The sequence below is a fragment of the Planctomycetota bacterium genome (assembly GCA_016125255.1).
Taxonomy (GTDB): domain Bacteria; phylum Planctomycetota; class Phycisphaerae; order Phycisphaerales; family Zrk34; genus RI-421.
In genome coordinates this window covers 407704-424400 of record WGMD01000002.1, presented here as the reverse complement: position 1 = coordinate 424400, position 16697 = coordinate 407704, and the positions used below count along the sequence as shown (strand labels likewise).

At 64.3% G+C, this 16697-nt stretch carries 13 protein-coding genes; 11 read left to right on the top strand and 2 right to left on the bottom strand.

The annotated features are described in order from the left end of the window. The first annotated feature begins 2 nt into the window (after positions 1–2). The 9 genes from GC162_02935 (at position 3) to GC162_02895 (ending at position 10285) form a co-directional block, all read left to right on the top strand. Entirely contained in the window at positions 3–1076 is a 1074-nt protein-coding gene (locus tag GC162_02935) for a hypothetical protein (GenBank protein ID MBI1367590.1), read from the top strand. Positions 1077–1081: 5 nt separating this feature from the next. After that, positions 1082–1462 carry a hypothetical protein gene (locus GC162_02930; GenBank protein ID MBI1367589.1) on the top strand — a complete coding sequence of 127 codons (381 nt, stop codon included), beginning with the start codon at positions 1082–1084 and terminating at the stop codon, positions 1460–1462. Further along, the gene (locus GC162_02925) at positions 1455–1958 is read left to right on the top strand and encodes a hypothetical protein (protein ID MBI1367588.1); all 504 of its coding nucleotides are present in this window, start codon (positions 1455–1457) and stop codon (positions 1956–1958) included. The genes GC162_02930 and GC162_02925 overlap by 8 nt, the downstream gene beginning before the upstream one ends. Before the next feature lie 10 nt (positions 1959–1968). After that, entirely contained in the window at positions 1969–3669 is a 1701-nt protein-coding gene (gene flgK / locus GC162_02920) for a flagellar hook-associated protein FlgK (protein ID MBI1367587.1), read from the top strand. 6 nt (positions 3670–3675) lie between these two features. Further along, positions 3676–5589, top strand: a complete 1914-nt coding sequence (locus GC162_02915; protein ID MBI1367586.1) for a hypothetical protein — start codon at positions 3676–3678, stop codon at positions 5587–5589. A 94-nt stretch (positions 5590–5683) separates the two neighbouring features. Further along, a complete protein-coding gene (locus GC162_02910) occupies positions 5684–6157 on the top strand; it encodes a flagellar assembly protein FliW (protein MBI1367585.1) in 474 nt (157 codons plus the stop codon). 133 nt (positions 6158–6290) lie between these two features. Further along, the gene (gene csrA / locus GC162_02905) at positions 6291–6584 is read left to right on the top strand and encodes a carbon storage regulator CsrA (GenBank protein MBI1367584.1); all 294 of its coding nucleotides are present in this window, start codon (positions 6291–6293) and stop codon (positions 6582–6584) included. Between the two features lie 138 nt (positions 6585–6722). Further along, on the top strand, positions 6723–8201 hold the full coding sequence (locus tag GC162_02900) for a flagellin (GenBank protein MBI1367583.1): 1479 nt from the start codon (positions 6723–6725) through the stop codon (positions 8199–8201). Between the two features lie 392 nt (positions 8202–8593). Further along, a complete protein-coding gene (locus GC162_02895; protein ID MBI1367582.1) occupies positions 8594–10285 on the top strand; it encodes an FAD-dependent oxidoreductase in 1692 nt (563 codons plus the stop codon). A 453-nt stretch (positions 10286–10738) separates the two neighbouring features. Here GC162_02895 and GC162_02890 read toward each other — a convergent pair whose 3' ends face one another. Continuing rightward, complete coding sequence (locus tag GC162_02890) at positions 10739–11911, bottom strand: DUF4394 domain-containing protein (GenBank protein MBI1367581.1); 1173 nt, start codon at positions 11909–11911, stop codon at positions 10739–10741. Positions 11912–12540: 629 nt separating this feature from the next. Here GC162_02890 and GC162_02885 point away from each other — a divergent pair. Beyond that, on the top strand, positions 12541–14001 hold the full coding sequence (locus tag GC162_02885) for a flagellin (protein ID MBI1367580.1): 1461 nt from the start codon (positions 12541–12543) through the stop codon (positions 13999–14001). A 130-nt stretch (positions 14002–14131) separates the two neighbouring features. Here the strand turns inward: GC162_02885 and GC162_02880 are convergent, their stop codons facing one another. Beyond that, positions 14132–15109 (bottom strand): hypothetical protein, encoded by a 978-nt coding sequence (locus tag GC162_02880; GenBank protein MBI1367579.1) that lies wholly within the window; start codon positions 15107–15109, stop codon positions 14132–14134. Positions 15110–15173: 64 nt separating this feature from the next. Between GC162_02880 and GC162_02875 the strand changes: the two genes are divergently transcribed. Then, positions 15174–16694 carry a glucose-6-phosphate isomerase gene (locus tag GC162_02875; protein ID MBI1367578.1) on the top strand — a complete coding sequence of 507 codons (1521 nt, stop codon included), beginning with the start codon at positions 15174–15176 and terminating at the stop codon, positions 16692–16694. Positions 16695–16697 lie beyond the last annotated feature (3 nt).

The following is a 16697-nucleotide window of genomic DNA, read 5'->3' as shown; positions in this document are numbered from 1 at the left end:
CGATGCGTAACAGATTCTTCATCCTGACCCTGATCCTCACGCTGACCGCCGGCACGGCCGTGCACGCGGTCCAGCTTCAGGACCTGGTGCGTATCAAGGGCGCGGAGTCGAGCCGGATCCTCGGCATGGGGCTGGTCGTCGGATTGAATGGCACGGGCGACGGGGGCAAGTCGGCGACGACGATGCGCCGGCTCGCCGCCATGATGAACCGTCTCGGCGACCCGGTCGTCACCGCCGCCGAACTCAAGGACGCCAAGAACGTCGCCGTGGTGTATGTCACGGCCGTGCTGCCGTCGAGCGGCGTGCGCGAAGGCGACCGGATCGATGTGCAGATTTCCGCGCCGATGGCGTCGAGTCTCAAGGGCGGACAGCTTGTCATGACGCCGCTCTTGGGTCCGGTGCCCGGCTCGCCGGTGTTCGCCTTCGCCTCCGGCCCGATCGTCGTCGAGAACCCCGACAGCGATCGTGTCGGCGTCGTGACCGGCGGCGCCACGCTGACGCGCGACGTGTTCGCGCAGTTCATGGACAATTTCGGACGCATGACGCTCGTCATCGACCCCGTCAACGCCACCTGGCCGATGGCCAACACCATCACGACGCTCGTCAACGACGAGATCGCCCCCGATCAGCCGCAGATCGCCTTCGCCCAGGATCAGAAGAACATCGTCATTCAGATTCCCGCCAACGAGCGGACGAACCCCAGCGCGTTCATCGCCCGCGTGCTGGAGATTCACGTGGATCCGAAGCTGGTGCGGACCGAAGCGCGTGTCGTGATCAACGAGCGCACCGGCACGATCGTCATGACGGACAACGTGCAGATTTCGCCGGTGGTGATTTCGCACAAGGGTCTGACGATCACGACGATCACGCCCGCGCCGGTGCCGACGTCCGACGCGCCGGTGGTGGATCAGAAATCGTTTATTGGCATCGACCCGTCCAATCAGGGCGGGGCGCGGCTCGCCGACCTGCTCGCCGCGTTCAACCAGCTCAAGGTCCCCGCCGAAGACCGCATCGCGATCCTCAAGGAAATTCACCGCAGCGGGAAGCTGCACGCCCAGTTGATCCTCGAACAGTGAGCCCCATGCAGATTCGACCCATCGACAATTTGAACACCGCCCAGTTGCAGGCCGCCGCGCAGAACGACGCGGCCGGCCGCTTCGGCGAGATGCTCAATGCGCACGCCTCGCGCGATCAGCAGGTGCGCGACGCGGCGACGGAAATGGTGTCCATGGCGCTGGTGCTGCCCATGCTCAAGATGGCGCGCAACGATCCGTTCAAGAGCGACCTGTTCCACGGCGGGCAGGGCGAAGACGCGTTCGGCGCCCAGCTCGATCAGATTCGCGCCCAGCAGGTGGCCGGCAGCGTGAGCACGAACCTCGTCGAAGCGGTCTATCGCCAGTTCGGCGGGAAGATCGCGGCGGCGGCCGGCGCGGCGGGCAAGGGGGTCGATCGTCATGGATAAGTGGTTCGATCAGTTCGAGCACGCGATGACGCTCCTGTTCGCCGAGCACGAGCAGCTTCTGCTGCTCGTCAAGCGCAAGCAGGAGGCGATGCGTCTGGCCAAGCCGCAGCTCGTCACCGACTGTTGCGCGCACGAGAACGAGCGCGTGCAGAAGATCGCCGAGCTTGAGAAGCGCCGCCAGCAGGTATTGGGCCTGCTCACGCAGAAGCTCGCGCCGCAGTCGACGAAGCCGATGACGCTCTCGGAAGTGGCGGAGCATGCGGGCGAACCGCGGCGCGGCCGGCTGCTGGTGATGCACCGGAAACTGCGGGCGCTCATCGAACAGATTCGACGCGAAAACGACATCGCCCGGCGTGCGACGGAGGGATTGCTCCGGCACGTGACGGGTGTGATGCAGATGGTGACCGCGGCCGTGGGAGGCAGCGGAACGTACGGACGGCGCGGCATGAGCGGCGCCCATGCAACGGTGGTCAGCAGCTTCTCTCTGACGGCGTGACGGAATCGATATGAGTCTCACTGGCGCATTACATGTCGGACGCACGGGACTGGCGGTCAGCCAGGCGGCGCTGGAGGTGACGGGCAACAACCTCGCCAACGCCGCCACCGCCGGCTACAGCCGTCAGTCCGCCGTCGTCGCCGCCGGACCCAGCCAGGAAGTCGCGCCCGGTTCGTTCATCGGCACCGGCGCCCGCCTTCAGTCGATCATCCGTCAGACCGACGAGGCGCTCAAGAACCGCCTCCGCGCCGCTGTCAGCGATCAGCAGGCCGCGCAGACCCAGCAGGACCTCCTCTCGCAGATCGAGTCCATCGAAGGCGAACTGACCGATCAGGGCCTGTCCACCCGGCTGGGCGACTTCCTCAATAGCTGGTCGGAACTGGCGTCGAGCCCGTCGGATTCGGGCATCAAATCGCTGGTCATCTCCAACGGCGGGAGCATCGCTTCGTACCTTCAGGATGTCCGCTCGGAACTGACGAATCTGCGCGACCAGATCGATCATTCGCTCAACTCCAACGTCAAGGTCGCCAACGGCCTGCTCGACAAGATCGCCGACCTGAACCAGAAGATCGCGCTGTCGGAAAAGGGATTGGGCACGGACAACGCATTGCGCGATCAGCGCGATCAGGTTCTTTCGGATTTGAGCCAGTACCTGGACGTGACGACGATCGAGCAGCCCAACGGGGCGCTGAACGTCTTCGTGAACTCGACGCCGGTCGTGCTGGGCAATGTCAATCGCGGGCTGTCGCTGGATGTGAAGTCCGATGACGATCAGCTCACGATTCAGCTTCGCGTCACCGCCGACGGCACGCCGCTCAACCCCGGCGGCGGTTCGCTGGGCCAGCTCATCAAGTCGCGCCAGGACGATGTGCTCAACGCCGTCGACGTCGTCGACAATTTCGCCCAGAACCTCATCTTCGAGCTCAACAAGCTGCATGCGTCGGGGCAGGGTTCGACGAAGCTGACCTCGGTCACGAGCAGCAATTACGTGCTGGACCCCACGGCCGCGCTGAACTCGGCCGCCGCCGATCTGCCCTTCTCCCCGGTCAACGGATCGTTTCAGATTCACGTGACGCAGAAGAACACGGGCGCGACGACGACCGTGCAGATTCCGGTGGACCTGGACGGCATCGGGACGGACACGAGTCTCAACGACATCGCGACGGCGCTCAATGCCGTCGGCAACATCACCGCGACGGTCAATCCCAACGGCTCGCTGTCGATCAATTCGAGCACCAGCGATTTTGAATTCAGCTTCTCCGACGACAGCTCGGGGCTGCTGGCGGCCATGGGGATCAACACGTTCTTCACCGGCACGAGCGCGGCGGACATCAACGTCAACGCCGCCCTGAAGAATCAGCCGAACCTGCTGGCGGTCGGGCAGAACAACGTGGCGGGCGACAACGGGACCGCGCTGGCGATCGCCAAGCTCGGCGACCAGCCGATCGCCTCGGAAAACGGGCAGTCGCTGCGCGATCTGTGGCGTCAGCACGTCGAGGACTACGCCATCCGCACCGCCAAGGCGGGCGACGATGTGGACTCGACCACGCTGATCAATGAAAGTCTGACCAATCAGCTTCAGTCGGTGACGGGCGTGAACGTGGATGAGGAATCGATCAATCTGCTCCAGTTTCAGCGGGCCTTTCAGGGCTCGGCCCGGTTCATTTCGGTGGTGGACCAGATGATGCAGACCCTGCTGGAGCTTGTGTAAGAAACCATGTCGACACTGCCTTCCAATCTCGGACGCGTCAGCACCTCGATGGGTGCGAACCTGATGCTGTCCAATCTCCGCCGCACGAACGTGGAGCTGCTTCAGACGAGCAACGCCCTGTCGACAGGCAAGCGCGTCAACAATCCGTCGGACGATCCCGGCGCGATCGGCTCGATCACCACGCTGCGGAAGTATTTGCAGGATTTCAACCAGCGTTTGAGCAATCTCGGACGCGCGGGCAACATCGTCGATGTGACCGATCAGGCGCTGGGCGAGGCGACGGATCAGCTTCAGCAGGCGGCCTCGCTGGCGACGAGCCAGATCGGCGTCGGGTCCGACACCGCGACGCGCAAGGCGCAGGCGTCGATCATCGACGGCATCCTCGATTCAATGTTCAACCTCGCCAACCGCGAGCATCAGGGCGTGTCGCTCTTCGGCGGCAAGTCGTCGAGCGCGACGCCGTTCGTGTCGGAACTGGGCGGGTACCGCTACGTCGGGGCGCGGCAGAACTTGAACGATGACCTGACCGGCTCGCTGGCGATCGACATCAACTCCAACGGCGTCGATGCGTTCGGGGCCTTGTCAAACCGCGTCGAAGGGTCGGTGGACCTGAACCCGGATGCGACGGCGACGACGCGGCTGGCGAATGTCAACGGCGCGCGCGGCAAGGGCGTCACGCTGGGCACGATCACGATCGACGTCAACGGCACGCAGACGAATGTGGACCTGTCGGCGGCGGACACGCTGGGCGATGTGGCGAACCTCGTCAACAACGCGCTGGGCGCGGCGGGGTCGCTGGCGGTGACCGCCAACGGATTCACGCTGACCGCCGGTGCGGGCAACACCATCACGATCTCCGACAGCGGCGCCGCGGCGACGGCGGCGGACCTGGGCGTCGGCATCACGGCGACGGCGGGCTCGACCGCCGGCGGCGATGTGGACCCGAAGCTGACGCTGCTGACGGATTTGGGTCAGCTTGGCGCGGCGGTGAATCTGGCCGGCGGCGTGAAGATCACCAACGGCGCGACGACGAAGATCATCGACACTTCGACGGCGTCGACCGTGCAGGACCTGATCAATGCGTTCAACACGGCGGGCGTCGGCGTGCGGCTGGAGATCAACGAGGCGGGCACGGGACTGAACCTCGTCAACGAAGTGAGCGGCATCGACCTGTCGATCGGCGAGAACGCGGGCGGGACGACGGCGACGGGTTTGGGCATCCGCAGTCTCAATGGTTCGACGCAGCTTTCGGATTTCCGCAACGGGCAGGGCGTGCGAACGGCGGCGGGGCTCGACGATTTCCGCATCGACCTGGCGGACGGCTCGACGAGCATTCTCGTCAACCTCGACGGCGCGACGACCGTCGGCGATGTCATCGCGGCGATCAACACGGCGGGCGGGGGATCGGTGACGGCCTCGCTGGCGGCGGACGGCAACGGCATCGCGCTGACGGACAACATCGGCGGCGCGAGCGACTTTAAGGTCGTGGCGGTCAATGACAGCTTCGCGGCCGAGGACCTGGGGATCCGCAAGAACGTCGGCACGGCGTCGACATTGACGGGCGATGACCATGCGAAGGTGCGCAGCGAGAGCGTGTTCACGCACCTCGTCGCCCTGCGTGATGCGTTGCTCAACGACGACACGGCGGGGCTCACGCTCGCCGGTCAGGCCATTTCGGGGGACATCGAAAAGCTCACGACGGAGCGCGCCAAGACGGGCGTGCGTTCGAATCAGATCAGTGCCGAGACTTCGCGCGTGACGGATCGGCAGGTGAGCACGCAGTCGCTGCTCTCGAACATTCAGGACACGGACTATGCGTCGGCGATCACGCGGCTGACGCAGTTGCAGCAGCAGCTTCAGGCGAACCTGTCGGCAGGGGCGCGGATTCTGCAGTTGAGCCTGTTGGACTTTTTGCAGTGAGCGTTTCACTGCTGGAATGCGCCGGTTCCTCGGCCGGAACCGGTGACAGGATGTCGCGGATTCGATCACGGTGGTCGAGTCTCATCCAGGATGGATGGCCGCATTCATGAAGGACACACCCATGCTCGTACAGACCTCTCGATTCGGACCGGTGGAGATCGACGACGATCGCGTCATCAGCTTCCCCAAGGGCCTGCTGGGATTCTCCAGCTACAAGCAGTATGTGCTGATTCAGCCCAATGAGGAGAGCTACTTCTTCTGGCTTCAGTCGATCGAAGCGCCGGAGCTGGCGTTCGTGGTCACGGACCCGAGTCTGTTCGTGAGCGACTACGACGTGCCGCTCAAGGCGGAGCAGATGGCGGAGCTGGGAATCGAGCAGGTCGGCGACGCGCAGGTGTTCGTCATCGTCAACAAGCGCGGCAACCAGCTCACGGGCAACTTGCAGGGCCCCTTGGTGGTGCATGCGACGCGGCGCGTGGGCGAGCAGTTGGTGCTTTCGGATCGGCGGTTCCACACGCGCGTGGTGCTGGTGGAGCTTGGGGAATCGGTATCGGCGGCATCGGCGTAAGTGTGAGCGTCAGGTCCCTCAAGAGATTCGGTTGATCCAAAGGGTTCATCGTTGAGACTCGCAACCCACATCTCGAACACCCACGGCGCCGCGGAGCGGCGTCCGCTTGCAGGCCCACGGAAGGAGCCGAGCCATGCTGGTTCTATCTCGTCAGCGCGACGAAACGATCATGATTGGCGACGACATCGAGATCACCGTCGTCGACATTCGCGGGGACAAGGTGCGATTGGGCATTACCGCCCCGTCGTCGGTGCCGGTGCACCGCAAGGAAGTGTACGAAGCGATCAAACGGGAGAATCGCGAAGCGAGCCAGGGCATGAACATCGAAGACCTGGATCGTGCACAGAAAAAGCTGCAGCGCCCCGATGTGAAGCCGAAAGGTCCGAACGGTTCGGGCCCGGCGACGGGCGGCGCTCAGAAGTCATAGGTCTACTTACCGTGTATCGAACGGGCCGAAGCGGCCCTGGGAACCCCTTGTCCTCGCGGCGGAACGCCCATGCCTCGCATCCTACGAAGCATGAAACAAAGCGCCCCGTCGCCTTAGCCACAATCAAGGAGGATTGTCATGGCTAGGATCAACACCAATGTCGCGTCACTGATCGCACAGACCAACCTCAAGAAGTCCAACGATGATTTGCAGGTCCGCCTGCAGCGATTATCGACCGGGCTTCGCATCAACAAAGGCGCCGATGACCCGGCCGGCCTGATCATCTCCGAGCGCATCCGCGCCGAGGTGAGCGGCGTCAACCAGGCCATCAACAACGCCGAGCGGGCCTCGAACGTGCTCGCCACGTCCGAAGGCGCCCTCTCGGAGGTCTCCTCGCTGCTCACTTCGATCAAGGCCTTGACGGTCGAGGCGGCTAACAACTCCGCCTTGAGCAAGGAGGAGATCGAAGCCAACCAGCTTCAGGTCGACTCCGCCGTCGACTCCATCACACGCATCGCCAACACGACCAGCTTCGCCGGTCTGAAACTGCTCAACGGCTCGCTGGACTACATCACCAGCGGCGTCGCCACCAGCGCCATCAGCGATGTCAACATCTTCTCCGCCAACTTCGGCACCAACTCGAGTCTGCCCATCTCGACACAGGTCCTCGCCAGCGCTCAGAAGGCCGGCCTGTTCCTCTCGACCGGCTCCGTCACGATCCCTTCGGCCGTGACCCTCGAAATCGCCGGCTATAAAGGCACGGACGTCATCCAGCTCGCCTCCGGCAGCCGCCTCTCCGCCATCGCCTTCGCCATCAATCGCTCCAGCGATTCGACCGGCGTCACCGCCCGCGTCGTCAGCGGCGCCGCCGCCGGACTCTCCGCCCTCGTCTTCGAGTCCTCCGACTTCGGCACCTCGCAGTTCGTGTCCGTCAACAAGGTGCCCGGCACCGGCGGTTCGTTCCTCCAGACCTTCGACAAGATCGGGGCCGGCGCCGTCTCGACCGTCCGCGACACCGGCGCCGACGTGCTCGCCCTCGTCAACGGAACCCTCGCCATCGGCGACGGCACCAAGGTCCGCGTCAACACCGCCGCCCTCAAGCTCGAACTCCAGCTCACCGACGCCTTCGCTCAGAAGACCGGCGCCGCCGGCACCAAGACCTTCGCCGTCACCGGCGGCGGGGCCACCTTCCAGCTCGGGCCCAGCGTCGAAACCAGCCAGCAGATCAGCTTCGGCATCCAGTCCGTCAACGCCAGCCGGCTCGGCAACTCCGTCGTCGGGTTCCTCAACTCCATCGTCAGCGGCGGCGCCAACTCGCTCGTCGCCGGCAAGACCGCCGACGCCGGCGCCATCATCGAAGCCGCCATCACCCAGGTCGCCGTCTTCCGAGGCCGCCTCGGCTCCTTCGAGAAGAACACCCTCAACACCAACGTCAACAGTCTCCAGACCTCCCTGGAGAACCTCTCCAGCGCCGAGTCGCGCATCCGTGATGCCGACTTCGCCGAGGAAACCTCCAAGCTGACGCGCGCTCAGGTCCTCACCAGCGTCGGCACCAGCGTTCTGGCGCAGGCCAACAGCACCAGCCAGAACGTCCTGGCCCTGCTCCGCGGCGGCTAAACGCCCCCGACATCGGGTTCCCCCATCGATAGAAAACCGGGCTGAGGATCAGCCCGGTTTTTTTACGCGCTCACCCAGGCCGCGCACCGGCGCGGAACGCGCCCGGCGATTTCCCCCGCGCCGCCGTCCGGTCGTTTTTGCCGCGCCATCGACGGATTTCGCACTTTTCAACCGTATCTCCGCGCGCACGGGCGCGCCCGTGCGCACCGCCGATCCCATCGCGTCATGCCGGTGCGACGCTTTTGCCGGACTTACATCAACGCTTGCGCACACGCGCGCCTCTGTCGACGCGCCCGTGCGCGATTGGCGCAACACCCGTGCGCGTTTTGACGCAATCGCTCAGGACCGATTGACACTTCCGCATCGCTTGACGCGCCGCACCTGCGTCCCTTATGAACAGGGAACGGAGGCGCCTGATGCATCGCCACATGGTCCAGAACAAAGTCCCTCGCCTGTTCGCGCTGGTCGCCGCATCGCTTTTGATCAGCGCGGCGGTTCATGCGGAGCCGAAGCACTACGACGTCGTCATCTACGGCGGGACGGCGGGGGGCGTCGTCAGCGCCGTGTCGATCGCGCGCGAGGGCGGCGTGTCGGTCATCGTGCTGGAGCCGACCGAGCATGTCGGGGGCATGGTGAGCGGCGGTCTCGGCTGGACGGATTTCGGAACGTGGCAAAGCATCGGCGGGATGGCGGCGGAGTTCTACCGGCGGATGAAGGCCCACTACGACGATCCCGCCGCATGGAAATTCGAGACGCGCGAGGACTATCTCAAACGCGTCGGTCATGCGGTCAACGACGGCAAGTGGTGGTTCCATGAACCGTCGGCCGCGTCAACCGTGCTGAACGAGATGATGAAGGAAGCAGGTGTCACCGTGCGGACCGGTCACCGGCTCGCGAGCGTCGAGAAGCGGGACCACCGCATCGTCGCTCTCCGATGCGAGAACGGCGAGACATTTACCGGCCGCGTCTTCATTGATGCGACCTACGAAGGCGACCTGCTCGCCAAGGCGGGCGTCTCGTATCGCGTCGGGCGCGAGTCGTCTGCGGAGTACGGCGAGAAGTATGCCGGCGTCGTCGCGCGGAAGTGGTCGACGCGCAAACAATGGGATGCGGACATTGACCCGCACGAGCCGGACGGGTCATTGATGTTCGGCGTGCAGGACGTGCCCCGCGGCGAGGACGGGGCGGGCGACAAGAAGGTGCAGGCGTACAACTATCGCATCTGTCTGACGGACGTGCCGGAAAATCGCATCCCCATCGAGAAACCGGCGGGCTACGACGCGAGCCGCTACGACCTGCTCGCCCGCTACATCGCCGCCAAGCCCGGGCTCAAACTTCAGCGCGGACTGCTCGGAAGATTCTCCCCGATGCCCAACCGCAAGACCGACATCAACGACGGCGGGCCGTTCTCGACGGACCTCATCGGATTCAGTTGGGATTATCCCGACGGTGACGAAGCGACGCGCCGATCCATCCTGCAGCTTCACATGGACTACACGCAGGGCTTGCTCTACTTCCTCGGTCACGACCCGCGCGTGCCCGAGTCGGTGCGCCGCGAGATGCTTGAGTGGGGCTATCCCAGGGACGAGTTCACGAAGAACGGACATTGGACGCCGCAGCTTTATGTGCGCGAGGCAAGGCGGATGGTCGGGGCGTATGTGATGACCAGTCACGATCTGGAGACGAACCGCACGAAGGAGGATTCCATCGGTCTCGGCTCGTACGGGGCGGACAGTCATCTGGTGCAGCGCATCGTTGACCACGGCGTCGTCCGCAACGAAGGCAACCCCAACGATTTCACACCGGGGCATCGGCCCTACGAGATTCCCTACCGCGCGATCACGCCCAAGCGCGACGAATGCGACAATCTGCTCTCGACGTTCTGCGTGTCGGCCTCGCACATGGGGTTTGCCTCGATCCGCATGGAGCCGGTGTTCATGATCTTGAGCGAAAGCGCCGGCCTGGCCGCGGCGGACGCGGTGCGCCATGATGTGGCCGTGCAGGAAGTACCCTACGCGCGGCTCGGTCCGAAGTTGATCGAACGCAAGCAGCTTGTGAAGCTTGGGGATTTGTCAGCGAAGTAGCGCGAAGGTAGAGCGGTTTTACGAATCAAATCGCTTTCTCAACGAGCCGCGACCGTCAGGGAGCGGTCGAAACAGGTCACAATGAGCGGCGCCGTGACCGCTCCCTGACGGTCGCGGCTCGTTAAACTCCGCCTTCTCACACGCACACTATGAACGCACGCCGCAAGCGGCGTCGCTAAACGGGGGGGATTGGAAGCCCTCCCCCGATGAGGGGGAGGGTTGGGTGGGGGTGGATCGCATCAGGCCAGACCTGTATCCGCATCGATGCGAGCGTAGATCGGACTGATGCGCTTCACCCGCCCCCAGCCCCGCCCTCAAGGGCGGGGGGCGGCAAAGCCCTCCCCTCGGAGGGGGAGGGTTGGGTGGGGGTGGATCGCATCAGGCCAGACCTGTATCCGCATCGATGCGAGCGCAGATCAGACTGATGCGCTTCACCCGCCCCCAGCCCCGCCCTCAAGGGCGGGGGGCAGACGAACGGCGGCGCATCGACAGCGTGAGCGCGCCGAGCGCGAGCAGGCCGGCGGTGGTGGGTTCGGGGATGGTGTCGGGGACGACGGTGAATTCGACGATGTTTTCGCCGGGGATGAAATCGTACAGAGGGGTGAGCACGCCGGCGGTCGGGCCGGTCAGGCCGACTTTGTAGAGGGTGCTGGTGAGTGTCTGATCATCCTGCAGGACGAGATAGGCGATGCCGGTCGCGCCGCTGATGTCCATGCCGGCGTAGACGCTCGACGAGACGCCGATGCCGTTGAGCGTGACGGGGGTCAGACTTGACACGGTGTACTCGTCAAATGTGCTGTTGATGAAGGCCACGTCGATTTGGGCGAGTGAATCGGTGGTGCCATCGTAGCCGTACCACGTTGAGATGGGAGGTGGATTGGTCAGCGGGCCGTTGTTCGAGTAAGCGATCGCGGTCAGCGCGGGATAGGGAAAAGCTGGATTAACAGCGTCATAAGCCAATGTATCGTTATCTCCGTGCCCTACCTCCCGTAAGCCGGTGTCGGGGTTGACCAGCGAAGGAGTTAAACTTGAAAACACATCCGCGACGGCGAAGCGCACCTTGTCGACCGAGGGGTCGAAGTCCATCGAGACCAACGAAGGATAAGGGTCATTGGGGATAGAGACGTTCACCTCTATGTCAATGTCGCCGGCGCCGGGCGTCAGGACGGCGTTGGACAGGTCGACGGTGTACAACTGCGCGCGTCGAACTGAAGGATTCGTCGTAACGCCCGCCACATAGACCTGACCGGTATTGGGGCGATAGTCGATGGCGGCGATGGTCTGGTTGGGGGCGATGCCGGAGAAGGTCCCGATATCGACGCGCTGTCCGGTGACAGTGTCGTATTTGAAAAAGAGGTTGTCGGAGTTGAAGCCGTAGATCGTTTCGGCGTGGGCGGGGTTTCGGGCGGCGGCGAGGAGGACGGCGGCGAGAAGCAGTTTGACGAATGAATGGCGCACGGCAATGCACTCCAAAATCGGCGCGGGGGTTTTCCGGCCGGGGTGGACCGACGGGATGACGAGCACGTCCGCGCGGCCGCACAGCCGCGCGTCGGACAGAACGCCGGCGCGATGCGATCGCGCTGAAGGCGCTAAGTCGCATGGGGTGGAATGCAAACGGTGTGCCATGATTTTCGATGATCGGGCGGCGAGGGATTGCCGCGTCGCAAGTCCGCGGGGCGTCTGTACTTCATCATGATGCGGGGCGGGCGATGCGGACGGGCGCGATGAGCGGGGTGAAAACTGTGTGCGTGCGGGTGTACTGGTTTGGCGACCGGAACGGCCTATGGGGAAACACGAAACACGAAGGGGATTTTGCGCGTGCGGGGTTTTTGTGCGGGCGAATTTTTGGGGGATTTGGGGGTGGCGGTGGAATTTGCGTGATGTTTTCGGACGTTGGGTGTTGATAGGGAAAGTCACTTATGTCGGGGTTGGTTTGAGCCGAAGGTTGAAGGGCATAGCGAAAAATGCGTATGAAGCGATGAAAAGGCGCAAGAACTGCGGGTCCGGCGGGGATGATGCCGGAGTTGTCCGATAAGTGAAAACTTTTTTTCGGGTGATTGATCGGCGAGTTAACTGCCGAATGAGAGCAACCGATAGGACATGCTGAGCGTGCTTTCTGTGAGGGTCGTAGAGACCTGAACAAACACGAGGACTGGACCGCTACACACTGAACAACGGATTGTAGGCCCGCGTTGGGCCGACGCTCAACACGAGCCACGGAACAGGTCACTTTTAGGGTTCATGGAGGACACCTCATGAGTCGCATCAACACCAACGTCACGTCTTTGCTGGCCCAGCGCGTTCTGCGCCAGCAGAATGAGTCGCTCAACACGAGTCTTGAGCGGCTCAGCACCGGTCTGCGGATCAACCGCGGCAAGGACGACCCGGCCGGCCTGATCGCCAGCGAATCGCTGCGGTCCGAAGGCGCGTCCATCACGGCCGCCATCGGCAACGCGGAGCGCGCCGATCAGGTGGTCAACATCGCTGAAGGCGGCCTGACCGAAGTGTCGGGTCTCTTGACCAACCTTCAGTCGCTCATCGGCCAGTCCGCCAACGACGCGGGCCTGAGTCTCGATGAAAAGAACGCCAACCAGCTTCAGATCGACTCGATCCTCCAGACGATCGACCGCATCGCGTCGTCGACGAGCTTCCAGGGGACCAAGCTCCTCAACGGCAACTTCGACTACACCACCACGGGCATCAACGGCTCGCAGCTCACCGACGTCAAGATCGACTCGGCGAAGATCCCCAACGGCGGGACGCTGACCGTGACGGCCAACGTGGTGACCAGCGCCCAGACCGGCCAGGCCTTCCTGTCCGCCGGCACGGGCAACGTGCTCTCGGGCACGAGTCTGACGATCGAAGTCGCCGGCAACAAGGGCCTGCAGCAGTTCACCTTCGCCTCCGGCACCACCGGCGCCCAGATCGTCGCCGCCGTCAACTCCTTTAAGGAAGTCACCGGCGTCAGCGCGTCGATCAGCACCACCAGCGGCGCGTATGTGCAGTTCTCCTCGACGGAGTTCGGCTCGTCGCAGTTCGCCTCGGTCACCAAGGTCGCCGGCAACTCCGCCTACGACAACGCCATCAACACGGCGACCGCCACCGGCGGGTCCTCGACCGCCAAGGACACCGGCCGCGACGCCGTCGTCACCATCAACGGCGCCTCGGCGCAGGTCGATGGTCTGACCGCCACGATCTCCACCGGCTCCCTGGCCCTGACGGTGAGTCTCGCTTCCGCCTTCAACACCGACGGCGGCAGCTCCTCGTTCACCATCACCGGCGGCGGCGCGAACTTCCAGCTCTCGCCGACCCTGGACCTGGCCGGTAAGACCTCCATCGGCATCGAAGCCGTGACGACCGGCCGCCTCGGCTCCGCCAAGAACGGCCACCTGTCCGACATCGCCTCCGGCGGTGCCGCCAACGTCGTCACCGGCGACGTGGACAAGGGACAGCGCATCGTCAACGACGCCATCTCCCAGGTCGCCAAACTCCGCGGCCGCCTCGGGTCCTTCCAGACCAACACCGTCGGTGCGACCATCCGCTCCCTCGGCGTGGCCTTGGAAAACAACGCCGCCGCAGAAAGCCAGATCCGCGACACGGACTTCGCCTCCGAAACGGCGCAGCTCACCCGTTCGCAGATCCTCGTCTCCGCTGCGACGAACGTCCTGCAGCTTGCCAACTCCACGCCCCAGAGCGTGCTCCAGTTGCTCCGCTAAACGATCGAGTTCTTCCGATCGCTGATCCAAAGGCGGTGACCGCAAGGTCACCGCCTTTTTCATGCGCGAAGTTTTCGCGAGGATGCGGGCGCCCCTTCGGGGCGGCCGCTAACGCCAACCCCCGATCCCCTCACCCCCAGACCCACAGCAACCCCGGCACGATGATGACGCAGAACAGGACCATGTTCCAGAGCCACAGGCCGCTGGCGAGTCGGGGTTCGAGGTGGAAGAGGTTGGCGATGATGACGGTGTTGAGGCCGGTCGGGACGAAGGCCTCGATGATCATGACATCGTGGACGAGTCGGCTGGGCGGGTGGCCGGCGGCGGTCATGGCGGCGAGGAGCGCGGCGGTGAGGACGGGGTGGGCGACGAACTGGACGAGCGCGAGCAGGCCGTGCAGGTGCAGCGTGTGCGCCGTGTCGCCGAAGCGGAAGCGCAGGCCGATGCCGATGTGCGACCCGGCGGCCCCGGCGAAGAAGAGGATGTCCATGACGTGCCATTGCGCGATCTGCGTCGGGACGGGGATGCCGGAGAACTTGAGGGCGAGGCCGACGAGGGCCATATACAGCGGCGTGGCGCGGGGCGTGATGAAGCTTTCGAGCATCAGTCGGCCGACGTGCATCTTGCCGTCGGACCCGTAGTGGGCGGCGACGGGGTAGAACAGGAGCACCATGAACATCTGCATGCTCGTGACGAACGCGATGCCGTAGCGCAGCGCATCGTCATGCGGCTCGAGCAGGGCATAGCAGAGGTAGGCGCCGAGGGTGAACCCGTGGTTGGAGATGACGGAGGCGATGATCATGACGCCGCGCGTTTTGCGGGGGCAGCGGGCGAGGATGACGAGCAAAAGCATGACGAGCGCGGCGGCGATCATGAGGATCGGCTCGCAGATCATCAGCGTCGTCACATCGCGGGCGGCGTCGTTTTTCAGGCCCCAGAAGGCAAATAGCGTCACCGGCGACCAGAGCCAGATCACCGTGTGCAGATGGATCGGCCGGCTCCACCGTTCGGGGGCCCACCCGCGCTTGCGGGCCGCATACCCCATCGCGAAACACGCCATGCTGAACAGCACGAACACAATAAACATCACGGTGCGTTGATCGAACATCGGCGCGAGTATACCTTGTCAGTGTGTCGGCGGCGTCACTGAACCTTTGCGGATCGGAAGAATCATGAGCAACTCCCTCTTCGAGCGTTACAAGAAACATCTGTGCGTCTGCCCGTCGATCGGGCTCAGTCTCGACATCAGCCGCATGACCTTCGCGGATGACTTTTTCAAGAAGATGGAGCCCAAGCTCGATCACGCCTACGCGCAGATGGATCAGCTTGAAGGCGGGGCGATCGCCAATCCCGATGAGCAGCGCATGGTGGGGCACTACTGGCTGCGCGATGCGAAGCTGGCGCCCGATGCGGCGCTGACGAAGGAGATCACCGGCACGCTGGCGCGGATCAAGAAGTTCGCCGCCGAGATTCACGCCGGCGGGAAGTTCAGCGAGGTGCTGGTCATCGGCATCGGCGGCAGCGCGCTGGGCCCGCAGTTCGTCGCGGACGCACTGGGCGATCCGTCGACGGACAAGATGAAGGTGCACTTCTTCGACAACACCGACCCGGACGGCATGGCGCGCGTGCTGCGCGTGCTCAAGGGCAAGCTCGACAAGACGCTCGCCGTCGTCGTCAGTAAATCCGGCGGAACCCCCGAAACGCGCAACGGCATGCTCGTCGCGCAGGCGGCCTACAAAGCGGCGGGCGTCGACTTCGCCAAACACGCCGTCGCCGTCACCGGCGAGGGCTCGAAGCTTGACAAGGTCGCCGCGTCGGAGGGCTGGCTGCTGCGGCTGCCCATGTGGGACTGGGTCGGCGGACGCACGAGTGAACTGGCGGCGGTCGGACTTCTGCCGGCGGCGCTTCAGGGTATCGACATCGACGCCATGCTCGCCGGCGCCGCCGCCTGCGATGCGGTCACGCGCCAGCCCGACACGGCCAAGAACCCCGCCGCTCTGATGGCGCTGATGTGGCACCACGCCACGAACGGGCGCGGCGAGAAGGACATGGTCGTCCTGCCTTATAAGGATCGCCTCCTGCTGTTTAGCCGCTACTTGCAGCAGCTTGTGATGGAATCGCTGGGCAAGGCCGATGACCTTTCGGGCAAGAAAGTCGAGCAGGGCATCGCGGTGTACGGCAACAAGGGCTCGACGGATCAGCATGCGTACGTGCAGCAGCTTCGCGAAGGCGTGAACAACTTCTTCGCCGTGTTCATCCGCGTGCTCGAAGACGGCGCCGCCGGCGACATGCCCACGAAGCTCGAAGTCGAGCCGCAGGTCACCAGCGGCGACTACCTCGACGGGCTCTACCTCGGCACGCGCTCCGCCCTCTACGAGAACGGCCGCCAGTCGATCACGATCACGGTCAATCACGTCGACGCCAAAACCGTCGGCACGCTGATCGCGCTCTTTGAGCGCGCCGTCGGGTTCTACGCCTCGCTGGTGAACATCAATGCGTACCATCAGCCGGGCGTCGAAGCGGGCAAGAAGGCCGCCGCCGCCGTGCTCGATCTGCAGCGCAAGATTCTCGCCGCCAAACCGGGCGCCAATGCCGATGCCGCCAAACTCGCCGCCCAGATCGCCGCGGCGGATCAGGTCGAAACGGTCTATCACGTGCTGGAGCACCTCAAGGCCAACGGGCGGCTGGGGTGATCC

Bases quoted from the DNA above. Each gene is read 5' to 3' on its own strand.
- GC162_02935 (MBI1367590.1), top strand. From the start codon at position 3: ATGCGTAACAGATTCTTCATCCTGACCCTGATCCTCACGCTGACCGCC.
- GC162_02930 (MBI1367589.1), top strand. From the start codon at position 1,082: ATGCAGATTCGACCCATCGACAATTTGAACACCGCCCAGTTGCAGGCC.
- GC162_02925 (MBI1367588.1), top strand. From the start codon at position 1,455: ATGGATAAGTGGTTCGATCAGTTCGAGCACGCGATGACGCTCCTGTTC.
- flgK (MBI1367587.1), top strand. From the start codon at position 1,969: ATGAGTCTCACTGGCGCATTACATGTCGGACGCACGGGACTGGCGGTC.
- GC162_02915 (MBI1367586.1), top strand. From the start codon at position 3,676: ATGTCGACACTGCCTTCCAATCTCGGACGCGTCAGCACCTCGATGGGT.
- GC162_02910 (MBI1367585.1), top strand. From the start codon at position 5,684: ATGGCCGCATTCATGAAGGACACACCCATGCTCGTACAGACCTCTCGA.
- csrA (MBI1367584.1), top strand. From the start codon at position 6,291: ATGCTGGTTCTATCTCGTCAGCGCGACGAAACGATCATGATTGGCGAC.
- GC162_02900 (MBI1367583.1), top strand. From the start codon at position 6,723: ATGGCTAGGATCAACACCAATGTCGCGTCACTGATCGCACAGACCAAC.
- GC162_02895 (MBI1367582.1), top strand. From the start codon at position 8,594: ATGAACAGGGAACGGAGGCGCCTGATGCATCGCCACATGGTCCAGAAC.
- GC162_02890 (MBI1367581.1), bottom strand. From the start codon at position 11,911: ATGGCACACCGTTTGCATTCCACCCCATGCGACTTAGCGCCTTCAGCG.
- GC162_02885 (MBI1367580.1), top strand. From the start codon at position 12,541: ATGAGTCGCATCAACACCAACGTCACGTCTTTGCTGGCCCAGCGCGTT.
- GC162_02880 (MBI1367579.1), bottom strand. From the start codon at position 15,109: ATGTTCGATCAACGCACCGTGATGTTTATTGTGTTCGTGCTGTTCAGC.
- GC162_02875 (MBI1367578.1), top strand. From the start codon at position 15,174: ATGAGCAACTCCCTCTTCGAGCGTTACAAGAAACATCTGTGCGTCTGC.